Source organism: Corynebacterium sp. HMSC08F01 (assembly GCF_001807545.1).
GTDB lineage: Bacteria > Actinomycetota > Actinomycetes > Mycobacteriales > Mycobacteriaceae > Corynebacterium > Corynebacterium coyleae.
This window is the reverse complement of sequence record NZ_KV789276.1, coordinates 1-5395: the sequence shown is the minus strand read 5'-3', so window position 1 is coordinate 5395 and position 5395 is coordinate 1. Positions and strand designations below refer to the sequence as shown.

Below are 5395 nucleotides of genomic sequence, written 5' to 3'. Positions count from 1 at the left end.
GAAGAAGGACCAGGACACCAAGCTGGAGAACATCAACCCGACCCCGAAGCCGACGACCAGCAAGCCGACGCCGACTCCGACGACTGAGAAGCCGACGCCAACTTCGACAACTGAGAAGCCGACGACCACGAAGGTGACCGTGACCACGTCGAAGCCGACGCCGACCTCGACGACTGAAAAGCCGACGACCACGAAGGTGACCACGTCCAAGCCGACGCCAACTTCGACAACTGAGAAGCCGACGACCACGAAGGTGACCGTGACCACGTCGAAGCCGACGCCAACCTCGACGACTGAAAAGCCGACGCCGACCACGACCACTCCGGTCGAGACCAAGCCTTCCATTAGCGGCACGGTCAAGGACAAGGACGGCAAGCCGCTGCCGCAGGACGGCGAGGGTAAGCCGAATGTCACGGTTTACGGACCTGATGGCGAGAAGGTTGCTGAGAACGTAGAGATCACGGATCCAGAGGGCAACTTCGAGATCCATGGTCCGGACGACAAGCCGCTGCCTGACGGTAAGTACATCGTCGAGGTAGAGACCCCTGAGGGCATGAACAACCCACGTCCGAAGATCGTTGAGGTCAAGGACGGCGAGTCTGATCCGATCGAGTTCGAGGTCGACAAGTCGGAGCGTGACCGCAAGGACAAGTCTGACCGCATCGGTGAAAGCACCGTCGGTGGTTGGTTGATCGATGAGCACGGTAACCCGATCCAGGGTGCAAAGATCAAGTTCATCAAGAAGGATGTCGCTGATCCGAACACCATCTCGGTCGATCCCCGCACTGAGGAGACCAAGGGACCGGAGTACTTCGACTACGAGGTACCGCTCACGGTCGACGATGACGGATTCTTCGTCACCCCGGCAATCGACTTCCAGTACTTCCCTGAAGGCGTCGTCGATTTCGACATGGAAATTGAGCTGCCGGACGGCTGGCCGGACACGGACATCAACGGCAATCCGCTGAACCGTAAGGTCACGGTGAAGCAAGGCGAGCGGACCGACATTGGCGAGATCCGTGTCAAGGCTCCGGAAGACCAGTCCATTGAGGGCAATATCAACGACGGCAACGGCAATGCTGTTCCGGGTACCAAGGTCGTAGTGACCGACCCGAATGGCGACTCCAAGGTCATCGGCGTTGAGGACGATGGCTCCTTCAAGATCGACAAGATCAAGCCGGGCGTCAACGAGATCGAGATCCTGACTCCGGGTAGCGACCGCGAGATCGACAAGATCAAGGTGCCGGTCCGCCCTGGTGATGACGTGAAGCTGCCGGAAATCCAGCTGACCAAGAATGCTTCCCTGAAACTGGAGAAGCAGGTCTGGGGCCGCGACGCCGATAACCTGGGCCAGGTTAAGGACAAGGACGGCAATCTTGTCGACGATGTCATGACCACCCTGCCCGGCGAGGATCTCTACTACGAGCTCTTCATCACCAACACCGGTGATACGCCGATTAAGAACATCGAGATCGATGATCCGGAACTTCAGTCGCGCAACATCGAATTGAATATGCCGGAAGGCTGGACTGCTGAGCTCGCCCCGGGTGCAACCGAGGTGATTAAGGCCAAGATGAAGGCTCCGGAGGATGCGTTCGACTTCAACAACGTCGCTACCGCCTTCGGTGAAACCTCCACTGGTGAAAAGGTAGGTTCCGCACCGGATTCGGCGTACACCAAGTTCATCAAGGCAGAGGTGCACAAGAAGGTCAACGCCCGCTTTGCTACCAACCCGGACAAGCCTGTTCGTATGAGCGTCGGCAACGCACTGAAGTTCACCTACGAAATCCAGAACACCGGTTCTGCACCGATGGTGAACGTGGAACTTAAGGACGCGATCTTTGAGGGCGATGCCAAGGACAAGGATGGCAACGACGTTCCAGCTGATCAGCTGAAGAAGGTCAAGGATCTTAAGATTAAGAAGCCTGAAGGCTTCAACGGCACGTTGCTGCCAGGTCAGCGTGTGATCTTCACTGCTGAGATCCCGGAAGGTCTGGCTAACAATGTCCGTCACCACAACCAAGCACAAGCAACGGGTGAACTCCCGACGCGTCCGGCTCGTGGCCGCGGCCTCGCGGGTGAACCGGACTACGGCGATGACCCGTCATCCACGCTGATCATCTCCCCGCGCGAGAACCTCAAGGGCAACGCTCACATCATCGTTGACCAGGGTGCTCCGCTGGCTGACAACCTGCGCCTGATCGCATGGGTTGATGAGAACCAGAACCGCACGCAGGACGAGAACGAAGGCCTCGCAGGGCTGAAGGTCAAGCTGGTTCCGACCGATGGTGGTCCGTCCATCGCGGGCGAGACCAACGAAGACGGCAACGTCTACTTCGAGTCTGCACCGTGGGGTGAGTACACCTTCGAGATCGACAACCCGGGCAACCTGCGTCTGATTGATCCGCGTGATCCGGAGAAGAACTCGTCCCGTGCGGGCTCGACCCTGGAGTCGAAGCCGTTCAAGGTTCGCGGCAAGTTCTCCGAGCCGTTCGAACTGCGTCCGGCTGCGGATGATCCGTCCCAGAAGGAAATCGTGATCGGTCTGCAGTTTGAGAAGGGCAACGGCGACATCGCTGCAGGTGGCGGTATCGGCAGGGACAACGAAATTGTTGGCGAGGACGGCAGCTCCCTGGGCAAGTGCCTGGCCACCGCATCCTCGGTATCCAACCCGGTTGCGTGGCTGGTGCCGATCGGCCTTCTCGGTGCAGTCGCCGGTGGTATCGGTGTGATGTTCGAAGACGAGCTCAACGCCGCGGCCGCACAGGCCAACGAGGCAGTGCGCAGCGTGATGCCGAACGTGAACATTGAAGTCCCGTCTGTGTTCAACCAGTTCCAGGCGCAGATCGACCAGGTCAACCGCCAGCTGTCCCAGATCAACCCGGCCGCCCCGGCTGCGGTTGCCGGTGTTGGCCTCCTGGCTGTGGCTGGTCTGATCATGGGTCTGTACTACGCCAGCTGCCAGCTCGGCTGGAACGTAGAGACCGAGGGCAGCAGCTCCAACAACAAGGCCGAGGCAACGGAGACCGCCAAGCCTGAGGAGCCTGCGGAACCGGCTGAAGCGTAAAAGCTGACCCGCCTACGAAACCGATGCAAATTGCTCGGCGAGTAGGCGGGTTTCGCTTTTGTTCGGGATGTATTGTGAAGTCCAAGGTTGGCGTATACATTCATATGTGGTTTTTGGGGGCGCTCGTGCGCGCTTTTTCTATTCTCGAGAGGTAATAATGGCAGCAACATCCAAGGCAAAACGTGCCGTCGGGCTTTCGCTCGCGGCAGCAGTCGCAGGCTCGATCGCACTCGTGCCGGTCGCAAACGCGCAGGAGAGCGCTACTGCGAAGGAGACTGCGCCTGTGACGTCGTCTGCTGCGGTGGACCCGGTGTCGTCGACAAGCAATGCGAGCAGCGTATCGACGACCCCAGCAACCACCCCGGCCACCGCCAACACCCCCGTGGCGGATTCGGCCGCGCCGGTGACGCAGACCCCAGCCAAGGACTCGAGCATCTCGGATGCTGCAAAGGCATTTGCTGCCTTGTTCTTGGATACGCCGGGTAACGGCACCGGTACCTCTGGCGCGCAGTACAACTCCAAGGGCCGCACCTACACCGCTCTTGCGCGCCACCCTGAAAACAAGCTGCTGTACGCCATCTCCCAGGACGAGGAGGGCAAGGACGCCGGCCACCTGCTGCGCATTAACGCCAACGATGGTGGTCTGATGGATCTGGGCAAGATCGACCTCAAGGGTGACGACGCCACCAAGATCGACACCGCTGCCTTCACCGCTGGCGGCACGCTTGTGCTGTTCGGCGAGGACAAGGTGTACACCCTGGATCTTTCCGACGATAAGTCGGGCGCCAAGAACACCCCGCTCGCGTTCACCACTAAGCCGCTGAAGATCGACGGCGTGAAGGAAGCCGGCAAGCCCGCCGCATGGGCTGCCGACGGTGAGAAGAACGAGACCTCGCTTGTCGCCCTGTCCACCAACGACAAGGGCGAGGCTTACCTGTGGCACCTCGACGTCGACGAGAAGGCTCCAGCCGCGACCCACGCCGCTGTGACAGTGCCGGAAAAGGCAACCCTGCCGAAGGTAAAGGCACTGAACTACGCCTACAAGAACGAAGACGGCGAGTTCGTCTTTGCCGACGACGACGCGACCGCTATCCACGTGAAGGACAACACTGTCGCTGGCGTTGAAGACAATGGCAACGAAGCCGACAACTTCGCCGGCATCGCTGGTCTTAAGATTCCTGGCCGCGACAACCCGGAGACTGGTGCAGCAACTGCAACCACGACTGAAACGACCGAGACTTCGGTAACCGAGCCGTCGGGGAGCGCGAAACCGGGTACGCCGGACGGAACTCCGGCCCCCAAGGCAACCCCCGCGAACCCCTCAGAAGACAAGCCGGAGACTGGACCAGTCGACTCCAAGGGGAAATGGTCCATGGAAGTCTTCGTGCGCACTGCTGACGACAAGGCAGTCGAAGGTGCAGAGTTTAAGAGCACGGATGGCCGAATCGCCGGCCGGACTGGGACTGATGGTCGTGCAAACGTCATTTTCGGTCTGAACGACAAGGGTAAGAAGGAAGAGCTGATCCAGCTCACCTTGAAGGAAGCTCCTAAGGGGTACAACAACGCAGAGATTCTCATCGAGCCGGGCGCAAAGACCGCAGAGATCGTCCTGCCGCGTGACCCGAACGTGACCACGTTGAACCGTCCGCAGCAGATTTTGAAGGCGATTGATGAGTTCAAGCCGATTGCCACCAAGGTTCTCGGCCCGGCTGCCGCAATGGCCGGTGCCGCGGGTCTCGCAGGTGCCGGTGGCGGTGCGAAGACCACGAAGTCCTCGGCGACGCCACTGCCGCTGAAGACCACCCCGAGCCGCTCCACGGGCCGCACCACGTCCGCGAAGAACGCAAGCAACAACTCCAACCGCGTTGCTGCGAAGGGTTCGACTTCCACGAAGAAGACCACCACCTCCTCCTCCAGCAAGGAGCGCGACGGTGATCTTGCGGATACCGGTACGCCGATGCGCGCCGTGATCTCCCTCGGCGTCCTGCTGATGCTGGTGGGTGGCGCCTACATGGCGCTCGGCCGTCGCCGCGAGACCAACGAGAACTAAAAACCAGGCATAGAAACGCCCGCCGGATTCGACACCGGCGGGCGTTTCCGCGTCTGTGGGCTGATCGTCTAGCTGGGCTTGTGATGCTGCTAGACGATCTCGTTTCGGCCTCTGTGTTTGCCCTGGTGGTGTTGGGGTTGTTTGTCGTTATGGGGCTGATCGTCTAGCTGGTGTTTCGGGGTGCTAGACGATGAGCGTTGGGGTGGTGTTCTCCTGGTCTGCTAGTGGTGTTCGGGATTGTGCTAGCAGTGTTATGTCCATGAACATTTTGGACATGG

3 protein-coding genes are annotated in these 5395 nt (G+C 60.0%); 2 read left to right on the top strand and 1 reads right to left on the bottom strand.

Translation table 11 applies throughout. The annotated features are described in order from the left end of the window. Nucleotides 1–267, bottom strand: a 267-nt coding sequence (locus tag HMPREF3171_RS01060) for a hypothetical protein (protein WP_210385588.1), incomplete at its 3' end; no start/stop codon positions are given. On the opposite strand from HMPREF3171_RS01060, the gene HMPREF3171_RS01055 reads away from it, so the two are divergent. Together HMPREF3171_RS01055 and HMPREF3171_RS01050 are read left to right on the top strand one after the other, a co-directional pair. Beyond that, a complete protein-coding gene (locus tag HMPREF3171_RS01055) occupies nucleotides 260–3067 on the top strand; it encodes a DUF7507 domain-containing protein (RefSeq protein ID WP_070482285.1) in 2808 nt (935 codons plus the stop codon). The genes HMPREF3171_RS01060 and HMPREF3171_RS01055 overlap by 8 nt on opposite strands. A 157-nt stretch (nucleotides 3068–3224) precedes the next feature. Further along, nucleotides 3225–5117: a hypothetical protein gene (locus tag HMPREF3171_RS01050; protein WP_070482283.1), complete on the top strand. Its 1893-nt coding sequence runs from the start codon at nucleotides 3225–3227 to the stop codon at nucleotides 5115–5117. Nucleotides 5118–5395: the final 278 nt, after the last annotated feature.

Coding starts and splice junctions, on each gene's coding strand:
- HMPREF3171_RS01050 (WP_070482283.1), top strand. CDS start 3,225: ATGGCAGCAACATCCAAGGCAAAACGTGCCGTCGGGCTTTCGCTCGCG.